Raw genomic sequence first — 17,068 nt, forward strand, 5'->3', positions numbered from 1 at the left:
GTCGGACAGGTGGTCCCGCGCGGCGTCAAGCTCTTGTGGTTCAGGTGCAAACCTTCCGGCGGCCGGACCGGGCGGCGGCTAAGGTCGGGAGGTGGACAGGGCGGCGGCGCGGATCCGGCTGCGGTGTCTTGGGGCATTCGAGTTGACCGTCGACGGGGAGCCGTTCGAGCTTCCCGGGCCTCGCCCGCGGACCGTGCTGACGACGCTGGCCCTGCATCCGGGCGAGACAGTCACCGTGGATCAGCTGGCAACCGCTCTCTGGGGTGATGACGAGCAGCCGAACGACCCGCGCGCCAGCGTCTACACGCTCGTTTCCCGTCTCCGGGCCCGGCTCGGCACTGACCTGGTGCAGCGGCGTCCGGACGGCTACCAGCTCGCGGCCGCCGAGGTGGACGCGATCGACTTCGACCAACTGATCCAGGCGGGCCGCCTGGCCGACGCGGTACAACTCTGGCGCGGTACGCCGTTCACCGGCCTTGGATCCACCTGGCTCGATCGGTACGAGGCGCCGCAGCTGGTCGAGCGCTATCTCGACGCGGTCGAACGCCTCGCCGCCGCCCCCGATCCGAGCCAGGTCCCCCGGCTGCTGGAGCTCGCCGCCGCGCATCCGCTCCGCGAATCGCTCTGGCTGCGCGTGATCGTCGCGCTCGACGCCGCCGGCCGGACAGCGGAGGCGCTCGACCGGTACGACGAGATTCGCCGCCGGGTCGCCGACGAGCTCGGCGTCGACCTCAGCCCGGCGCTGCAAACGGCGTACCAGGGCATCCTGACCCGGACCTCGGGCGGCCCGCAGCTGATCCCCCGGCAACTCCCGAGTCCGGGCGTGCGGCCGGTCGGCCGGGAGCACGAGCAGAAGGTTCTCAACGAGGTCGCGGATCGGGAAGCGCACCGCATCGCAGTGATCATGGGCACGGCCGGCGTCGGGAAGACGACGCTCGCCGTCCACTGGGCCCAGCAGCAGGCAGAACGCTTCCCCGACGGACAGCTGTACGTGAACCTGCGCGGCTTCGAGCCGACCGCGGCACCGGTCTCCGCCGACGACGCGATGCACGGTTTCCTGACCGCGCTCAGCGTCCCGGCGAACACGATTCCACCCGGTCCGGACGCGAAGGCCGCCCTGTTCCGCAGCTTCGTCGCCGACCGCAAGCTCTTGCTCCTACTCGACAACGCCCGCGACGCCGACCAGATCCGCCCGCTACTGCCCGGATCCACGGACTGCATGGTCGTCGTCACCACCCGGCTGCAACTCGATAGTGTGATCGCCGGTGGCGCCGAGCCGATCGTGCTCGACCTCCTCGGTCCCGACGCCGCTCGTCAGCTCCTCACCGACCGCCTCGGCGCCGAGCGCATCGGCAACCAGGACACTCGAGCCGTCGACGACATCATCCGGTACTGCGCCGGTCTGCCGCTCGCCCTCGCCCTCGTCGCCACCCGAGCCGCGATCCAGCGCGATTTCGGCCTCCACACGATCGCGGCCGAGCTGCGCGAGAGCCGCCTCAACGTCCTCTCCGGTTCGGACGTCCAGGTCAACGTCCGCGCCGTCTTCTCCTGGTCGTACGCCGAGCTCGGCGAGCAGGCGGCGTACCTCTTCCGCCTGATCGGCCGGCACCCCGGCCCCGGGATCTCGACCGACGCCGTCGCCGCGCTCCTCGATCTCCCCATGCCCGAGGCGACCGGCGTACTCCGCGAGCTCCAGCGCGCGCATCTCGTCGCCGAACCCCGCCCGGGCCGGTTCACTATGCACGACCTGCTCCGGGCCTACGCCCAGGATCTCCCGCCCGACCACGACGCCGCCGAGGATCGCCGGCGCGACTACTACTTGCGCACGGCAACAGCTGCCGCGGGCCGCCTGCAGCCGGGCGACTTCGAGTGGTTCGCCACCGAACTCCCGACGCTGTTGTTCTTCCAGGCCGATGCACCGACCGAGTTCCTTCCCCCACTCCAGGACTACCTCGACCGCAGTGGCCACTGGCTCGACTGGCTCGCTGCCGCCGACCTTGCCCTGACCGACGCCCGCAACCGGCAGGACCACCTCGCCGAACGCCAGGCCTTACTCGGCCTCGCACTCGCGCACACGCGGCTCGAGGACTATGCCACCGCGGCCGAGTTTGCCGAGGCGTGCCTGGAGGTTGCCCACAGCATCAACGATGTACCGGGGGCAGCCCGCGCCCTCCGGGTGCTGAGCCTCGATGTCAGCGCGCTCGGGCGGCACGAGGAGTCGCTCGCGCTGGCCCGCGAGTCATTGAGGCTCTACACTGACCTCGGCGACGAACGCGAGATCGCCACCTGCCTGAACGCGGTCGGCTGGGAGCTCGCGCACCTGGGCAGCCTGATCGAAGGTGAGGCCAGCTGCTCCGAATCCCTCCGGCGCCTGCTCGCGATCGGCGACCAGGAGCGCGCGGCCGCGACGTACGACACCCTCGGCGACATCGCCGAGCGGCTCGGCCACCAAACCGGTGCCATCAGCAACTATCGGGCCTCGGCCGATCTGTACCACGAGCTGGCTGACGTCTACCACGAGGCTGCGGCCCGCGACCGCCTCGGCGACGCCCTGACCGCAGCCGGCCACGACCCACGACCGGAGTACGAAACCGCCGCCAACCTGTTCACCCAGCTCCACCACCCTCACGCGACCGCAGTACAGGACAAACTAACCGGCTGACGACGTTTCGATCCGGGTCAGCCAGGCGGTGAGCAGGATTTCCAGCTGGGCGGTCTCGGCCGGAGTCAGGACTCCGAGCAGCCTTTGTTCGTTGGCCATGTGGGCGGTGAAGGCCTTGTCGATCAGTCGCCTCCCGGCCGGGGTCAGGCGGATCACGCGGCCGCGGCCGTCGGCGGTGCTGCGCCGGCGTTCGACGAGGCCTGCGTCGAGGAGGCGGTCGACGCGCTTGGTGACCGCGCCGGTCGTCACCATCGTGTGCAGCGCCAGCTCCCCCGGCGCCCGCTCGTACGGCGCGCCCGCGCGGCGCAGCGCCGCGAGGACGTCGAACTCTCCCTCGCTCAGCCCGTACTCCGCGTAGAGCACGGTCAGCTCCGCGGTCAGGTGGTTCGCGATCCGGTGCAGCCGGCCGATCACGCCCTGCGGAGCGGTGTCGACGTCCGGGCGCTCGGCCCGCCACTCCGCCTGGATTCTCGCTACGTGGTCCACGCCGCCACTATATCTTCCCGGGAAGATACTATAGTTTCCATGGAAGATACTGCCCGTTGGAGCCTGGTCACCGCGATCGCGCCGATCGCCTGGGGCACGAACTACTTCGTCACGCACGAGTGGCTGCCGACCGGGCACCCGCTGTACGGCGCCGTCTTCCGGGCGCTCCCCGCCGGGCTCGCGCTGCAGGCGATCGCACGCCGAAGACCTCACGGCCCCTGGTGGTGGCGCTCCCTGATCCTTGGTGTCTGCAACATGGGCGCGTTCTTCGCGCTCATCTACCTGGCCGCCCAACTGCTTCCGGTCAGCGTCGCGTCGACGATCATGTCCGCCGCTCCGCTGACCATGGCCCTCTTCGGCTGGGCTCTGCTGGCCGAACGTCCAACCACCCTTGTCCTCACCGGCGCCGCAGCGGGCATCGCCGGCGTCTGCCTCCTCCTCGGCACGAGCGGCACCGCCGTCGACCTGAAAGGTGTCGCCGCCTCGGTCGCCGCGCTGACCATGTCGTCGTTCGGCTACGTGTTCACCAAGAAGTGGCGCAGCCCCGAGAGCCCGCTCGCCACCACCGCCTGGCAGCTGATCGCCGGCGGCCTGGTCCTGATCCCGTTCGCGATCACCCTCGAGGGTTCTCCACCGGTTCTCGACGGGAGAGCGCTCCTTGGGTTCCTGTACGTCGATCTGGTGGCCACCGCGCTCGCGTTCACGGCCTGGTTCACCGGCCTGCGCCATCTCCCCGCGGCCACCGTCGGGCTGATCGGGCTCCTGAACCCGGTGACCGGCGTACTCCTGGGTCTGCTCTTCTCCGGAGAAACGCTCTCCGGAGAACAACTCGCCGGACTCGGTCTGGTGCTCTCCGGGATCACTCTCAGTCAGCTGAGGGCACCCTCTCAGCGGGCTCTCAGCGGGCACCGGCGACACTGAGAGTGTGCGAGTGCTGATGGTCGAGGACGAGTTGCGGCTGGCGGACACGGTTCACCGTGGCCTGACCGACGCCGGGTTCATCGTCGAGCTCGTGCACGACGGGGAGAACGCGATCTGGGCCGCGACCGAGCACAGCTACGACGTGATCGTGCTCGACATCATGCTGCCGAAGCTCAACGGCTACCGGGTCCTGGAGGTACTGCGGGCGCGCGGCATCTGGACACCGGTGCTGATGCTGACCGCGAAGGACGGCGAGTACGACCAGACCGACGCGTTCGACCTCGGCGCCGACGACTACCTGACCAAGCCGTTCAGCTTCCTCGTCCTGGTCGCCCGGCTGCGGGCCCTGATCCGGCGCGGCGGGCCGGAGCGGCCGGTGGTGCTCACCGCAGGTGACCTCACCCTCGACGTGGCCCGGCGCCGGGTCGAGCGCGGTGGCAAGGAGATCACGCTCACGCCGCGTGAGTACGGCCTGCTCGAGTTCCTGATGCGGCACCGCGGCGACACGGTCAGCAAGACCGAGATCCTGGCCAACGTCTGGGACCCGGCCTTCGACGGCGACCCGAACGTGGTGGAGGTCTACGTCCGGTACCTGCGGAAGAAGATCGACACCCCGTTCGACCGGCACGCGATCGAGACGATCCGCGGGATGGGCTACCGGATGGATCCCGAGGGCGGCTGAACCAGCAGGCCCCTGAGAAGATGGTGGGGTGAGCACGGTCGTGCGACGGCGCGTTGACGGCTGGTACCGCTCGTCCGGGGGGCTGCGCCAGGCCAGTGTCCGGACGAGGTCGACGGTGGCCGCCGTACTCGTCGTTGCCGTCGCGCTGCTGATCGGCGCCGCCGCCCTGCTCCTCCTGCTCCAGCGCGCGCTCATCACCGAGGTCAACGACGCGGCCGAGGCCCGAGTGGGTGAGGTCGCCGCGCTGGTCAGCGCGAACGGTACGTCGGGCCTGGGCCGCACTCTCGCCCAGACCACGCGGGCGTCCCAGCTCATCCAGGTCCTGAACGCCTCCGGCGAGGTCGTCGCCGCGTCGTCCGACCGCGTCGCGCGGACGCCGCTGTCCGACATGCGCCCGCCGGCCGGCGCGCTGATGTGGGCCCAGGTCGGTGACATGCCGCTGATCGACGACGACCACCTGTACCAGGTCGTCGCGCAGGGCGTGTCGTACCGCGGCCAGACGTACACCGCCGTGGTCGCAACGTCCGTGGAGACGCAGCGCCAGACCGTTCTCACGGTGGCGAAGTACCTGGCGACCGGGGTCCCGGTGCTGCTGATCGTGGTCGGGCTCGCGGGCTGGCTGATGGTCGGGCAGGCGCTGCGGCCGGTCGAGCGGATCCGGAGCCAGGTGCAGCGGATCGGCTCCCGGCGGATGACCGAGCGCGTGCCGGTGCCGGAGACGCGGGACGAGATCGCCCGGCTCGCGGTCACGATGAACGAGATGCTCGACCGGTTGGAGACCGGCCAGGCGACCCAGCGGCGGTTCGTGTCGGACGCCAGCCACGAGCTGCGATCACCGCTGGCGACGCTGACCGCGGCCCTCGAGGTCGTCAGCGCGGACACCACCGGGGAGGCGTGGCAGGACCTGCAGCAGGTGATGGAGGCCGAGACCGAGCGGATGCGGCGGCTGGTCGAGGACCTGCTCCTGCTGGCCAAGGCCGACGACACCGGACTGCGGATGCAGGAGACCGACGTCGACCTGGATGACCTGGTCGCGGCCGAGATCCAGCGGCTCCGGAGCTCCAAGCCGGAGCTGAAGGTCACCGGCGACGTCCATCCGGTGCGCGTGGTCGGCGACCCGACCCGGCTGAGTCAGGTACTGCGGAACCTCGTCGACAACGCCGCCCGCGCCGCGCACACCACGGTTCGGCTGACCACGACGGAGCAGAACGGGTCGGCCGTCATCACGGTCGAGGACGACGGCGACGGCATCCCGGCCGCCGACCGCCTCCGCGTCTTCGAACGCTTCGTCCGCCTGGACACCAGCCGCTCGCGAGCCAGCGGCGGCTCGGGCCTCGGCCTGTCGATCGCCCGCGAGATCACCCGCGCACACCAAGGCACGATCACCCTCACCCCGTCCGCCACCGGTGGCACCACCGCCACCATCACCCTCCCGGGCGGACCCTCAACCCCGTAGGTTTCCGGCATGAGCATCGAGCTGCTGAACCCGAGCGACCTGCCGACCCCCACCACCTACAGCCACGTGGCGATCGCCACCGGCACCAAGCTGATCTTCATCGCCGGCCAGGAGCCGGAGGACCTCAAGGGCGATCTCGTCGCTCCCGGCAACCTCGCGCTCCAGGCCCAGCAGACGTTCGCCAACCTCGGTCGGGCACTGGCCGCAGCCGGTGCCCGTCCAGACCAGGTCACCCGGCTCGGCATCTACCTCGTCGGCTACCTCCGCGAGCACCAGGCAATCGTCCAGGAAGCCCGCGTCGCAGTGTTCGGCGACCACAAGCCGGTCGACGTCCTGATCGGCGTCGCCGCACTCGCCCGGCCGGAGCAGCTGATCGAGGTCGAGGCAACTGCGGTGATCTAGCGCCAGCTCACCGGCAGACACGCGAGGCGGGCGCCCGCGACGCCGTGGTGGTCGGTGGCGTGCTCGTGGATGACGATCGAGCGGTCGCCGGGGTTGGGCGCGAACGGTACGACGGTTCGCGCCGTACCGGAGCCGCTGGAGGTGACGGTGAAGTCCAGCCAGACCTCGCGGGTCCGGTCGACGCGTGGCGGCTTGCGGCCGTCGAGTACGTCGGTGTTGTAGTGCGGACCAGCCGCGGCGCCATCCCCGGCGACGCACGGGCCGGTGTGCAGGTGGGCGCCATACGTGCGGCCGGCCGCGGCCCGCCCGACCCCGGTCACCTTCAGGCGGACCGCGCTCCGCGCGCCGTGCGAGACCATCACCAGCGTCGCCCGGGCGCCGGCGAAGGGCGAGGGACCGAGACCACGCAGTAGCCCGGTGCGCGTCACCGTGCTGGTCTTTCCGACGTCCGGGATCGCCACCTCGCCCGGTGGCACACGCGGCGGGCGCGACTGCGCCATCGCCATCGGTCCCGCGATCGCTCCGGCCACCGCGAGTACTGCGGTTGCCCCGAGCACCTTCCGAACAGTTACTGCCATGACTCCCTCTCGAACCCGGACGCGAACCACTGCCCCGGGCGGGGTGACGGCGAGCTACCGCGAATCTAGCCGACGAACCGCCACCGCCGCACGTTGCAGGGCACCGAGCGTCGTCCGCACGGCCAGCCGGGCAGCGCGTTCCGGCCGGTGCAACGCGTCGATGTGCCGTCGTGCGTGCACCCCACGAAGGGGGCGCAACGCAACGGCCGGGTGCGGTCGCGTTGTCCACCGTGGCACCAGCGCCAGACCGGCGCCTGCGGCAACCAGTTCGGCAACCACGGTGAACTCGTTCACCCGGTGCACCAACTCGAGCCGATGGTTGGCCGCGGCACCGATCGCCTCGATCGTCGCCAGCACCGGAAACCCATCATGCACAGTGATCCACGGCTCGCGCGCCACGTCCCGCGGCGTCAGCGACCGCTTCGCCGCCAACGGATGATCAACAGGTACGGCGACATCGAGCGGCTCGTGCAGCAAGGGAGTCACCGCCACGGATTCCGGCCAGGGCGGGGTGTGATCGAGCCGGTGTCCGAGAACCACGTCGTACTCGCGGGTCAACGGGGGAAACTCGTCCTGCGGCACGTCCTCGTCATGCAGCCGCACACTGAGCCCGGAGCTCAGCAACGGCGGGAAGAATGCCGCCGCCGCGCTGTGGAAGGCCGCGACCGACACCACCCCGTCCGGCTCTGAGACAAACTCGTCGACAGTATGTCGAGCACGCGCCAACGCCGCCTCGACCTCAGCCGCGGCGCCCGCGAGCGCCCGGCCGGCGTCGGTCAGGACGACCCGCCGACCGTCCCGCTCGGTCAACGGCACCGGGATCGTCCGCTGCAGCAGCCGAAGCTGCTGCGACACCGCCGACGGCGTCACCATCAGCGCCTCGGCAGCGGCCGTCACACTTCCCAGCTCGCCGACTTCCCGCAGTACGCGCAACTGTCGCTCGTCCATGTAGCCAAGCTACAACTTCGCTGTAGAAACTGACCCTTGGCTTCAACATCCCAGGACGCCACAGTTGAACCCGTGGCTACCTACGACCGCCTGATCGACCTGCTGGACACCGCCGGCGTCACCTACAAGCTGATCGACCACGACCCCGACGGCACCACCGAGACGGTCAGCGCGCTGCGCGGCAACGCGGTCTCCCAGGCGGCGAAGTGCATCATCCTGCTGCTCAAGCTCGACAAGCGCACCACTCGCTACGTCCTCGCGGTCGTCCCCGGCGATCGCCGCGTCGACCTCGCCGCGATCAAGCAGCTGTACGGCGCCCGGTACGTCGGCTTCGCGGACGCCGCCACCGCCGAGCGCCTCGCGCACTCCGTCCCAGGCACCGTGCTGCCCTTCGCGTTCGATCCCGAGCTCGACCTGATCGCCGACCCGGCCGTGATCGCCGAGCCGGAGCTGTACTTCAACGCGGCCCGCCTCGACCGCTCGGTAGTGATCTCCGGCGCCGACTACCACCGCCTGGCGCAACCCCGCATCGCGCCGATTACGTGAGCCGCGACCATCGCTGGTTGTCGGTACCGTCGCAGGCGGCCACGGTGACGGCGGAACCGTTGCCAGTGCCGACCGCGGTGAGGCACAGGCCGTCCGGAGTGGTGACGGTCTGGTCTGCGCTGAGCTGCCAGGTCTGCGTGGGCACACCCGTACAGGACTCGATCGTCACTGCCGACGTCCCGGCTGTCATGCACTTGTCGGTGTAGACGGTCAGCTGCCGGGTCGACGTGTAGTTCCAGGACTGGTTGCCGCCGTTGTTGCAGTCCCAGAGATCGAGCGCAGTACCAGGGCTGGTGGAGAAGCCGGGGACGTCGACACAGCGGTTGCTCGCGACCCCACGCAGCGGCTCGCCAGGCGGCGCGGGCGGCAGGGTGTTGACCGGCTCCTGCGCCAGCAGGCCCCAGCCCCACCAGAGCTGATCGCGGCCGGACAGGCTGTTGACCTGGAGATCCGCCGGCCCGACCTGGGTGGTCATCGAGTACGAGTCGCCGGTGCGCAGACCGGGCCAGTAGACGATGCCCATCCGTTGCTCCCGGGCGACCTGGGTGAGCGCGCCGAGGTACGCCGTGTAGACGTTGCCCTCGTGGTTCCCGTAGTTCAGCCCGATCGTCATCGGGGAGCCGGCCTCGTCGATGATCGTGCGCCACCCGTACGAGCCGATCCGCGGCCGCAGGTTCGCCAGCCAGGCGGCCTCGGTCGTGTCGGAGGCCCAGAAGCCGTAGAAGTGCAGCGAGAGCAGGGTTCCCCGGAGTTCCGGTGCGGCACCGACACCGGTGACGTTGTCGTTGTACCCGGTCCCGGAGATCACGATCCGCCCGCGCGGGAGGTCGTGGTGGCGCGCGATCCACGCCGAGGTCAGGCCGACCCACTCGGTCAGCGAGTAGCCGAACGGTTCGTTCATCGGCTCGAAGTACACCTGCGGGTTCCGGCCGTACGCACGGACCACGGTGTCCCACATCGCCGTGTACGTGGCCGAATCGTCGACCCGGCCGTCCTTGGCGTTGTCCGCCTCCCAGTAGCTGAGGATCACCTTGAAACCGGACGCCACTGACGCGTCGATCGCCGCCCGGTACGACGTCCACCACGCCGTACCGACGCTGGACGGGTTGATCGGCAGCCGGATCGTGTTGGCCTTGAGCTCGGTGCGGAACTCGCCGACGATCCCGCGCGCCTTGCGGTACGTCGTCGCATAGTCGTCCGCCGTACTCAGACCGGACGGAACGACCTCGTCGTGGGCGTAGTTGTCCCGCGGGTCGGCCCAGTTCACGCCCCGGAAGTCGTTGGTCCGCGGCGGAGCGGCCGCGGCCGGCCCGCCGAGTGCGGCGGCGAGCGTGCAGAGGGACAGCAGGACGGCGGCGATACTGCGGACGGATGCTCTCACCCGAGCGATGTTTACGTAAACATGTCCGCTCGTCAAGAGTTCAGCACGAGCTCCAGCCGCAGCCACTTGGCCAGGTCGCGCAGCTCGTGGTGGACCGCGGCGCTCAGCGCCTTCGAGAACGGCGCGTCCTCGTGGATCGCGTCCACCCGGAAGATGCCGGCCTTGCGGTCCGACATCGCGTCGATCTTCCCGACCAGCCGGTCCCCGTGCAGGATCGGCAGCGCGAAGTACCCCCAGCGCCGCTTGGCGGCCGGTTTGTACATCTCCAGCTGGTAGTCGAACTCGAAGAGCTCGGTCATCCGCTTCCGGTCGTACACGAGCCGGTCGAGCGGCGAGAGGATCGCCGTCCGCCCGGAGAACGGCTGGTCGAGCAGCGACGGATCGACTCGCCACTCGCCGCGCACGCCCTCGACCACGGCCGACTCCCCGGCGACCCCGGCATCGAGCGGCTCGCCCGGGCACTCGGCACCCCGCGCCCGCAGGATCCCCGTCGTCTGCAGCCGGCGCTCGTCGCGCCGCCGCTCGGCCTCGTCGAACGGCACGACCGGATCGTCCGGGTAGACCCGGGACGCGAGGTCCCACAGCTTCTCCCGGCCCTCGCGTCCGGCGACCGCGATCTCGCCCTTCTGCATCAGGAACTCGAGGATCTGCTGGCGGCTGCGGAAGTTGTTCCAGCCGCTCGACCGCCACGGCTTGACGCAGTTGTCCGGCAGTTCCTTCATCCGCAGCGGACCGTCCTGCCGCAGCACTTCGAGGATTTCGAGGCGGCTGCCCTCGTTGGCCTGCAGCCAGTCGCGGTGGTACTCCTGCCAGTCCAGCAGCTTCCCGGTCGGCGTCGTCGCCGGCCAGGCGTCCATCTCGGCCCGGAACAGCGCGATCGCCTCTGGCATCCGGGCGAACCCGCGGAACTCCAGGATCTGGTGCGATGCCAGCGCGTCCGCCAGCTCGGCCGGATCGTACGACGACCCGAGCCTGCTCCACATGACCAGGTCGGCGTTCGGCGCGACGTACGCCGTCTGGTCGAGCTGCACCACGTTCAGCCCGCGCACCACGTCGAACAGATCCGCCGGCCGTTCGCTGGTCAACAGCTGCGCCCGCACAGCGAGCCGCCGCGCGTCGCGCCGGCTCAACTGGTGGTGATTGCTCATGAACTGAGGCTATGGCACGCCAAGGACAGTAAACTGGGAATGACTGAGCAGGGTGGGGACCTGTGGAAGCTCAGGGGTCAGGGGGTCGTGGTGTCAGTGCGTGGTCGGGTGGTCATGCCCTGTACGGTTTTTCTGCTGGCGGTGGCCGGCTGTTCCAATTCGGACGCGGCGGGTAGCGCACCGACCGCGCCGACGCCGTCGATCGTCGTACCGAAGACGCCGCGGGTCGTGAAAGCGGCGACCGACTGCAAGCAGTCGACGGAGAAGCTCCCGGCCGAGTCGGAGACGGACGGCGTCCAACTGGACGTCAGCACGGACCCCAGCGGTACGTCGCTGCTGCTGAAGAACACCGGCAGCCTGACGGTCATCGTCATCCCGGACTCCAATTTCACCACCCGGCTGACCGCGGCGCCGTACGCCAACCCGAAGGACCAGTCGTCGCGGGCCGCGCTGATCGCGGTCAACAACAGCGGCGGGCTCGCCATGGTCCACGAGATCCCGGGGTACGTGCCGGTGACCCAGACCGTCACGCTGCCACCGCAGTGGGCGGTCTGCGCGCTCACCGACGACCTCAAGGAGATCGCCGGCGTCCGCTACCTGCAGGACAAGCCGTCCAGTGCGGAGTACTTCGTCACCAAGGGCATCGCCGACCAACTGCTCGCGAAGTTCGCGCCGGACAAGATCCGGCCGACGCTGATCCGCTGCGCCAAGAGCGCCCTCAACGTGCTCAAGACGCACCCGGAGATGTCGGACGTCGAGCAGTACGCCGAGATTCTCGGCACCCGGTCCGCCTGTCGCGGCAGCTACAAGGCACTGCTGGGCGGCAAGGAACGCGACGCCGAACAACTCGGCGGCACCGTTCTCAACCGGCTCCAGGGCGCGCCCCGGCTCGAGGACAACAGCAGGCTGTACGACGCCCTCGCCCGGAGCTGACCCCAGGGTGTGCTCCGGGTCGGATCAGGGTGAACTCCACTCCCCCGTGGCCCGCCGCGGCCGGAGACTGGAGTCCTACCGTTCGACCCCTCGGAGGAACTCAGCCATGATCGGCTTCATCGTCGCCGGACTCGTCATCGGAGCACTCGCCCGGCTCTTCACGCCCGGAAGGCAGCGGCTCGGCCTGCTGTCCACGCTGCTGCTCGGCCTGGCCGGGTCGGTGATCGGTGGCACCATCGCCAACCTCCTCGGCACCGGCAGCATCTTCGAGCTCAACGTGCTCGGCTTCATCGTCGCCGTGATCGCCTCGGTGATGCTGGTCGGCACCGCGGAGTCGCTCACCGCCCGCGCCAAGAAGCAGCAGATCCGGTAGCAATCCAAGGAGCAGACCCAGAGGCGCCGGTCACGCCTCCTCGTTGATCGCCATCGCCGACCGCGGCTCGCGCCCGAGCGGCTGCGGCGGCCGCGGCAGGAGGGGCCGGCGCTTCTCCAGTGTCCGGATCACCGGCTTGTCCGTGGTGACCGTGATCTCCTCGCCCGCGTGCTTGAGGGTGACCCGGGCGTCCGCACCGTCGTGCACGGTGTACTTGACCGCCACCGGATCGATCTCCACCTTCAGCCGGGCGTCGCGCCACCGGACCGTGAAGCTCAGCCCGGACAGGCCCATTGGCAGTGCTGGGTCGAAGCACAGGAATCCGTCGCGCTCCCGCAACCCGCCGAAGCCGGCGACCAGCGCGCTCCAAGCACCACCGAGTGACGCCATGTGCAGCCCGTCGCCGGTGTTGTGGTGCAGGTTCCGCATGTCGATCAGCGCGGCCTCGTAGGCGTAGTCGTAGGCCAGGTCGAGGTGACCGACCTCCGCAGCCATCACGGCCTGCACGCACGCCGAGAGCGAGGAGTCCCGGACGGTCAGCCGCTCGTAGTAGTCGAAGTTGCGCGCCTTCTCCTCGGCCGTGAACGCGTCACCGCACCAGTACGTCGCCAGCATCAGGTCGGCCTGCTTCACCACCTGGGTGCGGTACAGCTGGAAGTACGGCGCGTGCAGCAGCAACGGGTACTTGTCCTTGTAGCCTTCGAAGTCCCACAGCGCATACCCGGTGAAGCCTTCGGACTGCGGGTGTACGCCGAGGTCCTTGTCGTACGGCACGTAGACAGCGGCCGCCGCGTCCCGCCACGCCGCCTCCTCCTCGCTGCCGACGCCCAACGCCCTGGCCCGGAGGGGCAGCTTCAACGCGATCTCCGCCGCCGAGCGCAGGTTGCGCGCGGCCATCAGGTTGGTGAAGACGTTGTCGTCGGCAACGGCGCTGTACTCGTCCGGTCCGGTCACACCGGGCAGGTGCCAGCGGCCGTCGCGGTCGTGGTGCCCCAGCGACATCCAGAGCCGGGCGGTCTCGACCAGCAGCTCCAGACCGACCTCGTCGAGGAAGTCCTCGTCCGCCGTCGCCCGGTAGTACCGCATCACCGCCTCGGCGATGTCGGCGTTGATGTGGAAGGCCGCAGTACCAGCGGGCCAGTAGCCGGAGCACTCCTGGCCGCGGATCGTCCGCCACGGGAAGGCCGCGCCCTTGAAGCCCAGCTCCTCGGCGCGTTGCTTGGCCATCCCCAGCGTCGAGTGCCGCCAGCGCAACGCATCCGCTGCGGCGCCGGGCATCGTGTACGTGAGCACCGGCAGCACGAAGCCCTCGGTGTCCCAGAACGTGTGGCCGTCGTACCCGGCACCGGTCAGGCCCTTCGACGGGATCGCCCGCCGCTCGGCGCGCGCACCGGCCTGCAGGACGTGGAAGAGCGCGAACCGCGCCGCTTGCTGCAGTTCTGGGTGCCCCTGCACCTCGATGTCGGCGCCGTCCCAGAAGTCGTCGAGGAACTCGACCTGCTGCTTGGTCAGCCCGTCCCACCCGGAGAAGCGAGCACTGGCAAGCGCTGCGGCCACCTGGTCCCGGACAGCCGTCTCCGACCGCAGGCTGGACCAGCCGTAGGCCAGGTACTTCACCACGCGGAGACTCTCGCCGGGCTGCAGCTGGCAGATGACCGTGGTCCGCGCCCAGTCCTCGCGGACGTCCTGGTCGATGGCGTACCGGACCGAGGTGTCCACCTCGTGCGACATCGCCGCAGCCATCAGCTGCTGGCTCCGCGTGGTCCGGTGAATCAGAACGGTCCCGTGCTCACCGCCGTCGTGGCTGACCGGCTTGAGCGGGTTGTCGAGTACTGCGGCCACCCGCGGATCGTCGGACAGCTTCGGCTGGGCCTCGTTGGCGACCAGCTCGGACTGGATCACGAACCGGGCCGGCTGGTCCACCGGCTCGACGATGTACTCGATCGCGGCAACCGCGCGCTGGGTCAGCGACACCATCCGGCGGCTGCGGACCTTGATCCGCTTGCCACCCGGCGAGGTCCAGTCAACGTGCCGCTCGAGCATGCCGGTCCGGAAGTCCAGCGAGCGCTCGTGCTTGGTCAGGTACCCGTAGCGGATGTCGAACGGCGAGTCGTCGACGAGCAACCGGATCAGCTTGCCGTTGGTCACGTCGACGAGGGTCTGCCCGGACTCCGGGTACCCGTAGCCGGCCTCGGCGTACGGCAGCGGGCGCTGCTCGTAGAACGAGTTCAGGTACGTCCCCGGGATGGCGTACGGCTCGCCCTCGTCGAGGTTGCCGCGCAGGCCGATGTGGCCGTTCGACAACGCGAAGAGCGACTCCGACTGCGCCAGCTTGTCCATCGCGAGCCTGGTCTCGCGCAGCCGCCACGGTTCGATCGGGTGCTGCCCTCGGTCGATCATCAGCCCTCCAGCAGGTCGGCCAGGTCGCGGACGACCACGTCGGCGCCGTGTGCCTCGAGTTCGGTGGCCTGGCCCACCCGGTCCACTCCGATCACATACCCGAACTGCCCGGCGCGTCCGGCCGACACACCGGCCAGCGCGTCCTCGTACACGACGGCCGCGGACGGTTCGACCCCGAACCCCTTGGCCGCGGCAAGGAACGTGTCCGGTGCCGGCTTGCCCTTCAGCCCCTCGGTCCGGATCGTGATGCCGTCGACGATCTGCTCGATGTACTGCGCCAGTCCGGTGACGTCGAGCACCTCGCGGGTGTTCGCGCTGGAGGACACCACCGCGCGCCGCAGCCCGGCCTGCTCGGCGGCCTGCAGGTAGCGGCGCGACCCCTCGAACACCTCGACGCCCTCGGTGCGGATCTTCCGCTGCACGGCGTCGTTCTTCCGGTTGCCGAGGCCATTCACCGTCATCGCCGTCGGCGGGTCGTCGGGCGACCCGTCGGGCAGCGTGATGCCGCGGGCCGCGAGGAAGTCGCGCACACCGTCCGGGCGCGGCTTGCCGTCGACGTACGCGTCGTACTCCGCCCGTTTGTCGAACGGCTGGAACGGGATGCCGTGCTGCTCGGAGTACGCGCGCAGGAACTCGTCGAACATCTCCTTCCAGGCTGCGGCGTGGACAGCAGCGGTGTTCGTCAGCACACCGTCCAGGTCGAACAAGCAGGCCTGGATTCCGTCAGGTAGTCCGAGCATGGGCCCAGACTAGGGCGTCAACCGGTCGGGGAGGCCAAAGGCAGGGAAACGGGAGTAGCCGAATGTCATGATCTCCGCGATCCGCCCGTCGCTGACCCGCAGGACGTCCAGCTTGAACGCCCGCCACACCGTGTCTCCCGGACGCAACAGGTACGACGCTGCCGCGGGCAACCGGTTCGCCGCGGTCGGCACCAGCCGCCACTCGCCCTCCCGGTTCGGCCCGAACCCGCGCTCGAACAACGGCAGGCATGCGGTCAGCCCGTCGAACGCCAGGCGGTCCGGCGGCATCGAGATCCGCAGGTCCTCCGCGGCGATCGCGATCGCCGCTGCCGCGTCGCAGCGCTGGTGCGCGTCGATGAACCGCGCCAGCACAGCCTGCTCCTCGGCGGTCGGCCGCGGCGCCGCCCAGTCGGTACGACGTACCGGCAGCCGCTGCTGCATCGTCACGCGGGCCCGCTGCAGCGCACTGTTCGCTGCAGCCACGCTCGTCTCCAACAGGCCGGCCGTCTCCACAGCAGACCAACCCAGTACGTCGCGGGCGATCAGTGCGGCTCGCTGCCGGGCCGGTAGGGCCTGCAACGCGATCAGAAAGGTGAGCTCGATCGTCTCGCGGTCCACCGCTGCCACCTCGGGCTGCTGCGCCAGCTCGTCGAGCAACTGGTCCGGGTACGGCTGTAACCAGCTCAGGTCCTGCGGCGCGGGACGCCGGATCACGTCAAGGCAGATGTTGGTGGCGATCTTGTAGAGCCACGCGCGGAAGTACGTGCGGCCGTCGTACGAGTCCCGGCCTCTCCACGCGCGGAGCAGCGTCTCCTGGACCGCATCCTCCGCGTCGTTGTACGACGCGAGCATGCGGTAGCAGTGCACGTGCAGCTCCCGCCGGTGCTGCCCGGCGAGGGCGGCGAACGCGGTCTCGTCACCCGCGAACGCCGCCTCCTCCAGAGTCGTCACAGCGTCGTCACGGCTGGTGCCCGCGCTCCTGGACCATCCAGCTGTTGCCGTCCGGGTCCGCGAAGCTCAGGAAGGTGTTGTAGTCGGAGCGGTCCGGGTGCACCCCGTCCTGCTTGCCCTGGGCGCCGAAGTGGAACGGTTCGCTGACCTCGACCCCACGCTCTACCAGCTCCGCACGGGCCGCCTCGATGTCGGTCACCACCAGGTGCAGGCCCTGGTAGCTGCCCGGCTTCGCGGTCGTCAGGCCGGTGCCGATCGTGATCGCGCAGGCCGAACCGGGCGGCGTCAGCTGCACCACCCGGAACGAGTCGCCGGCCCGGTGGTCGACGTCCTCGGCGAACCCGAGCTGGTCGATGTAGAACTTCTTGGCCCGGTCGACGTCCGACACTGGCACGATCACGAGCTCGAGTTTCCAGTCCATCTGCGGCCTCCCGCGGTTCCCGTCGGTCCAGTCTGACCGA

17 protein-coding genes are annotated in these 17,068 nt (G+C 69.8%); 8 read left to right on the top strand and 9 right to left on the bottom strand.

Annotated elements, in window-relative coordinates:
- Nucleotides 1-91 precede the first annotated feature (91 nt).
- Nucleotides 92-2,662 carry a BTAD domain-containing putative transcriptional regulator gene (locus AB0E69_RS10500; protein ID WP_360142476.1) on the top strand — a complete coding sequence of 857 codons (2,571 nt, stop codon included), beginning with the start codon at nt 92-94 and terminating at the stop codon, nt 2,660-2,662.
- Here AB0E69_RS10500 and AB0E69_RS10505 read toward each other — a convergent pair.
- Nucleotides 2,651-3,148 (bottom strand): MarR family transcriptional regulator, encoded by a 498-nt coding sequence (locus AB0E69_RS10505; RefSeq protein WP_360142478.1) that lies wholly within the window; start codon nt 3,146-3,148, stop codon nt 2,651-2,653. The genes AB0E69_RS10500 and AB0E69_RS10505 overlap by 12 nt on opposite strands.
- 39 nt (nt 3,149-3,187) lie before the next feature.
- On the opposite strand from AB0E69_RS10505, the gene AB0E69_RS10510 reads away from it, so the two are divergent.
- Genes AB0E69_RS10510 through AB0E69_RS10525 form a run of 4 tightly spaced genes read left to right on the top strand, consistent with a single transcriptional unit; the run spans nt 3,188 to nt 6,609 of the window.
- Complete coding sequence (locus tag AB0E69_RS10510) at nt 3,188-4,069, top strand: EamA family transporter (protein ID WP_360142480.1); 882 nt, start codon at nt 3,188-3,190, stop codon at nt 4,067-4,069.
- A gap of 4 nt (nt 4,070-4,073) precedes the next feature.
- On the top strand, nt 4,074-4,751 hold the full coding sequence (locus AB0E69_RS10515) for a response regulator transcription factor (protein ID WP_360142482.1): 678 nt from the start codon (nt 4,074-4,076) through the stop codon (nt 4,749-4,751).
- Between the two features lie 28 nt (nt 4,752-4,779).
- On the top strand, nt 4,780-6,207 hold the full coding sequence (locus AB0E69_RS10520; protein WP_360142484.1) for an ATP-binding protein: 1,428 nt from the start codon (nt 4,780-4,782) through the stop codon (nt 6,205-6,207).
- 9 nt (nt 6,208-6,216) lie between these two features.
- Nucleotides 6,217-6,609 carry a RidA family protein gene (locus AB0E69_RS10525; RefSeq protein WP_360142486.1) on the top strand — a complete coding sequence of 131 codons (393 nt, stop codon included), beginning with the start codon at nt 6,217-6,219 and terminating at the stop codon, nt 6,607-6,609.
- Here AB0E69_RS10525 and AB0E69_RS10530 read toward each other — a convergent pair.
- Nucleotides 6,606-7,187 carry a superoxide dismutase family protein gene (locus tag AB0E69_RS10530; RefSeq protein ID WP_360142488.1) on the bottom strand — a complete coding sequence of 194 codons (582 nt, stop codon included), beginning with the start codon at nt 7,185-7,187 and terminating at the stop codon, nt 6,606-6,608. The two genes, AB0E69_RS10525 and AB0E69_RS10530, sit on opposite strands and share 4 nt — an antisense overlap.
- A gap of 54 nt (nt 7,188-7,241) precedes the next feature.
- Entirely contained in the window at nt 7,242-8,135 is an 894-nt protein-coding gene (locus tag AB0E69_RS10535) for a LysR family transcriptional regulator (protein ID WP_360142490.1), read from the bottom strand.
- Nucleotides 8,136-8,207: 72 nt separating this feature from the next.
- Between AB0E69_RS10535 and AB0E69_RS10540 the strand changes: the two genes are divergently transcribed.
- On the top strand, nt 8,208-8,681 hold the full coding sequence (locus AB0E69_RS10540) for a YbaK/EbsC family protein (RefSeq protein ID WP_360142492.1): 474 nt from the start codon (nt 8,208-8,210) through the stop codon (nt 8,679-8,681).
- On the opposite strand, the gene AB0E69_RS10545 is transcribed toward AB0E69_RS10540, so the two are convergent.
- Both AB0E69_RS10545 and AB0E69_RS10550 read right to left on the bottom strand, forming a co-directional pair.
- Nucleotides 8,674-10,062 (bottom strand): ricin-type beta-trefoil lectin domain protein, encoded by a 1,389-nt coding sequence (locus tag AB0E69_RS10545; protein WP_360142494.1) that lies wholly within the window; start codon nt 10,060-10,062, stop codon nt 8,674-8,676. The genes AB0E69_RS10540 and AB0E69_RS10545 overlap by 8 nt on opposite strands.
- A gap of 32 nt (nt 10,063-10,094) precedes the next feature.
- Nucleotides 10,095-11,210 carry a crosslink repair DNA glycosylase YcaQ family protein gene (locus AB0E69_RS10550; protein ID WP_360142496.1) on the bottom strand — a complete coding sequence of 372 codons (1,116 nt, stop codon included), beginning with the start codon at nt 11,208-11,210 and terminating at the stop codon, nt 10,095-10,097.
- 39 nt (nt 11,211-11,249) lie between these two features.
- Here AB0E69_RS10550 and AB0E69_RS10555 point away from each other — a divergent pair, with 39 nt between their 5' ends.
- The gene (locus tag AB0E69_RS10555) at nt 11,250-12,143 is read left to right on the top strand and encodes a hypothetical protein (RefSeq protein ID WP_360142498.1); all 894 of its coding nucleotides are present in this window, start codon (nt 11,250-11,252) and stop codon (nt 12,141-12,143) included.
- A gap of 106 nt (nt 12,144-12,249) precedes the next feature.
- On the top strand, nt 12,250-12,516 hold the full coding sequence (locus AB0E69_RS10560; RefSeq protein ID WP_360142500.1) for a hypothetical protein: 267 nt from the start codon (nt 12,250-12,252) through the stop codon (nt 12,514-12,516).
- A 30-nt stretch (nt 12,517-12,546) separates the two neighbouring features.
- Here AB0E69_RS10560 and AB0E69_RS10565 read toward each other — a convergent pair whose 3' ends face one another.
- The 4 genes from AB0E69_RS10565 to AB0E69_RS10580 are packed head-to-tail and all read right to left on the bottom strand — an operon-like array spanning nt 12,547 to nt 17,028.
- Nucleotides 12,547-14,916 carry a glycoside hydrolase family 65 protein gene (locus tag AB0E69_RS10565; protein ID WP_360142502.1) on the bottom strand — a complete coding sequence of 790 codons (2,370 nt, stop codon included), beginning with the start codon at nt 14,914-14,916 and terminating at the stop codon, nt 12,547-12,549.
- Nucleotides 14,916-15,656, bottom strand: coding sequence for a beta-phosphoglucomutase family hydrolase (locus tag AB0E69_RS10570; RefSeq protein WP_360142504.1), 741 nt, complete (start codon nt 15,654-15,656; stop codon nt 14,916-14,918). Before AB0E69_RS10570 ends, AB0E69_RS10565 begins: the two co-directional genes overlap by 1 nt.
- A gap of 9 nt (nt 15,657-15,665) precedes the next feature.
- Nucleotides 15,666-16,607, bottom strand: a complete 942-nt coding sequence (locus tag AB0E69_RS10575) for an RNA polymerase subunit sigma-70 (protein WP_360142506.1) — start codon at nt 16,605-16,607, stop codon at nt 15,666-15,668.
- Nucleotides 16,608-16,614: 7 nt separating this feature from the next.
- The gene (locus tag AB0E69_RS10580; protein ID WP_360142508.1) at nt 16,615-17,028 is read right to left on the bottom strand and encodes a glyoxalase superfamily protein; all 414 of its coding nucleotides are present in this window, start codon (nt 17,026-17,028) and stop codon (nt 16,615-16,617) included.
- Nucleotides 17,029-17,068: the final 40 nt, after the last annotated feature.

This window comes from Kribbella sp. NPDC026611 (genome assembly GCF_040638345.1).
Classification (GTDB): Bacteria; Actinomycetota; Actinomycetes; order Propionibacteriales; family Kribbellaceae; genus Kribbella.

Bases quoted from the DNA above. Each gene is read 5' to 3' on its own strand.
- AB0E69_RS10550 (WP_360142496.1), bottom strand. From the start codon at position 11,210: ATGAGCAATCACCACCAGTTGAGCCGGCGCGACGCGCGGCGGCTCGCT.
- AB0E69_RS10555 (WP_360142498.1), top strand. From the start codon at position 11,250: ATGACTGAGCAGGGTGGGGACCTGTGGAAGCTCAGGGGTCAGGGGGTC.
- AB0E69_RS10565 (WP_360142502.1), bottom strand. From the start codon at position 14,916: ATGATCGACCGAGGGCAGCACCCGATCGAACCGTGGCGGCTGCGCGAG.
- AB0E69_RS10535 (WP_360142490.1), bottom strand. From the start codon at position 8,135: ATGGACGAGCGACAGTTGCGCGTACTGCGGGAAGTCGGCGAGCTGGGA.
- AB0E69_RS10510 (WP_360142480.1), top strand. From the start codon at position 3,188: ATGGAAGATACTGCCCGTTGGAGCCTGGTCACCGCGATCGCGCCGATC.
- AB0E69_RS10525 (WP_360142486.1), top strand. From the start codon at position 6,217: ATGAGCATCGAGCTGCTGAACCCGAGCGACCTGCCGACCCCCACCACC.
- AB0E69_RS10570 (WP_360142504.1), bottom strand. From the start codon at position 15,656: ATGCTCGGACTACCTGACGGAATCCAGGCCTGCTTGTTCGACCTGGAC.
- AB0E69_RS10560 (WP_360142500.1), top strand. From the start codon at position 12,250: ATGATCGGCTTCATCGTCGCCGGACTCGTCATCGGAGCACTCGCCCGG.
- AB0E69_RS10530 (WP_360142488.1), bottom strand. From the start codon at position 7,187: ATGGCAGTAACTGTTCGGAAGGTGCTCGGGGCAACCGCAGTACTCGCG.
- AB0E69_RS10580 (WP_360142508.1), bottom strand. From the start codon at position 17,028: ATGGACTGGAAACTCGAGCTCGTGATCGTGCCAGTGTCGGACGTCGAC.